The 2,304-nt window shown below is 64.8% G+C and carries 3 protein-coding genes and 1 pseudogene; all 4 read left to right on the forward strand.

All coding sequences use genetic code 11. The annotated features are described in order from the left end of the window. Window positions 1–461 (forward strand): annotated as a pseudogene (locus WEA77_RS11950) (acetyl-CoA C-acyltransferase); the annotation flags it as partial. 134 nt (window positions 462–595) lie between these two features. Then, window positions 596–1,291 carry a TlpA family protein disulfide reductase gene (locus WEA77_RS11955; RefSeq protein ID WP_368068111.1) on the forward strand — a complete coding sequence of 232 codons (696 nt, stop codon included), beginning with the start codon at window positions 596–598 and terminating at the stop codon, window positions 1,289–1,291. A gap of 4 nt (window positions 1,292–1,295) precedes the next feature. Then, a complete protein-coding gene (locus WEA77_RS11960; protein ID WP_368068112.1) occupies window positions 1,296–1,823 on the forward strand; it encodes a hypothetical protein in 528 nt (175 codons plus the stop codon). A 116-nt stretch (window positions 1,824–1,939) separates the two neighbouring features. Next, window positions 1,940–2,304, forward strand: a 365-nt coding sequence (locus WEA77_RS11965) for a hypothetical protein (RefSeq protein ID WP_368068113.1), incomplete at its 3' end; no start/stop codon positions are given.

Raw genomic sequence — 2,304 nt, forward strand, 5'->3', positions numbered from 1 at the left:
TCACTGCCGGCAATGCGTCGCAATTGTCGGACGGCGCCGCCGCGGTGGTTGTCAAGGAAGCCAAGGAAGCTGCCAGGCGCGGCCTGAAACCGCTCGGCCGCTTCGCCGGTTTCAACGTGGCCGGTTGCGATCCGGACGAGATGGGCATTGGTCCCGTATTTGCCGTGCCGCGCCTGCTAGAGCGTCATGGGCTCAAGGTCAGCGACATCGATCTCTGGGAACTGAACGAGGCCTTCGCGTCGCAGTGCCTCTATTCGCGCGACCGCCTTGGCATTGATCCCGAGAAATACAACGTCAACGGCGGCGCCATCTCGATCGGCCACCCGTTCGGCATGACCGGGGCGCGCTGCACCGGCTCGATCCTGCTGGAAGGCCAGCGCCGCAAGGCCAAGTGGGGCGTTGTCACCATGTGCATCGGCGGCGGCATGGGCGCAGCCGGCCTGTTCGAGTTCTACAACTGATCAGCGCGCTTATCGTGAACTGACGGAAAGGTCGGCTCGCAAGGCCGGCCTTTTTTCTGGCGCGGCAATCGGCTGCCTTCATGATGCCGCAGGCAAGTGCGAGAATCGCACCAGGCCACCGGAGTGTTGACGCGATGAAACAGCTGCTCACCGCCCTTTGCGCGCTCGCGCTTGCTGCCGCGTGCAGCGCCCCGGCAGAGATTGCCACCGCGCCCGCACAAGCGCCTGAGGCGGACAAGGCCGCGTCGGTCGAGACAGCCTTGCAGGATACTGGCGCGCCAGTGCCCCGCGACGGTGATGGCCGTCCGTTGGAGTATCTGCTTCTGGGTCAAAAGTTGCCCGCATTCACCGCGCCGATGGCAGACGGCAGCATATTCGATTCGGCAAAGCTGGACCGCTGGACCGTCATCAGCATCTGGAGCGCGGCCTGCGGCGACTCGGTTGCAGATGGGCCCTATGTTGCGGCGCTCGACCGGGCGATTGCCCAGGACCCGGATCTCGATTTCGGTTCGATTCACGTTCCCCTCAGCCCTGAAGAGGCCAAAGCTGACAGGTATTTCGGCGACCATGCCTCGCTCGAAGCGTATTTCGCATCGTCAGGATACACCTTGCCCGTTATCCTCGACGCCGATGGCAGAGTACGCGAACAGCTGAAGATCAACTGGACGCCGACCTACCTGCTCATCTCGCCGGACGCCGTCGTGCGCGCCTTCCGGACGGACCTCTCTGTCGACAAGGACCAGCCGGTGAAAACCTATATCAAGAACGTGTCGGAAGTCAGAAAAGATGTGCGCGATCTGCTCGCCTCGGACCCTTCCGATCTGGAATGACCGGATGAAGAGCAGCCTGATCCTCTGCGCGCTCCTGCTGACGGCATGCTGCACGCAGCCCGAGCCGCCAGCGCAGGCGCAGGCCGCCAGCCTCACGATCACACAAGGCGCCATCAACGGCTTTTCAGGCCAGGTGCCATTCACCCTGCCGGCCATCGAGCGGGCCTTCGAGGGGCTGGAAGTCGTCGCCGCAGCGGATGCGCCGGAGCCCGCCTTCCATGTCCAGGAACATGGCAGCGCAGTACCCCTGTTCACCGTGCGGGCGGACTGGACGCGCGGCTATGTTGGCTCGGTTTCGGCAAGTCTCCTCCTCGGCGGAGCGCCCCGGGAAATAAAATCGGGCGTCACGACCTATGGCGAGCTGCGCGGCGCCCTGCCGCAACCCTGCTCCGTTCAAACCAACCGGCAAGACGGCCCCGTCTACTGCGAGATAGCGCTCTCGTCTGGCACACTCGGGCTGGACTTCCAGGGCGACGGCAGCGCCGCCGTTCTGGGCCAGATCGCTTATTTTCCGCGCGCACCCGGCCCCTGACACCGCTCTGCTGCCTATTGGAGGGCGAATCGGTTTCAATGGTTTGAATATTGCAGCAGCCCGGGCTAACCTGACGCGGAAGTCATACCCGGCCCATCAAAGGAAAGCGTGCCGCAATGCTGCATCCCTCGACCAAGCGCCTCATCGACAAGCTGAGCGACATGACGCGCAAGCAGCGGGTCACCTGGACCGAAGGTGAGAACGCGTCTGTCGTGCACGATACCGAAGGCTACCGGGTGGTAATCACGCCGGAGCCGCATGCGGTCCTGCTGACCGACGCCCTCGGCCGCGAAATCGAGACCTGCAGTCCGGAGGAGTTCGCCGACGAGGTCGACGCCCATGGCCGGCCCTATGCCAAGTTCGTCGCCGAACTCTACCGCGAGGCCGCCCGCCATGCGCGCGGCACGGAGAAGGCGATCCGCACCCTCCTCGCCGGTCTCGACGCCGTGGAAACCGAGCCGCCGGCGGCGCCCCCCGCCCC

Source organism: Hyphomonas sp. (genome assembly GCF_040882205.1).
Taxonomy (GTDB): Bacteria; Pseudomonadota; Alphaproteobacteria; order Caulobacterales; family Hyphomonadaceae; genus Hyphomonas.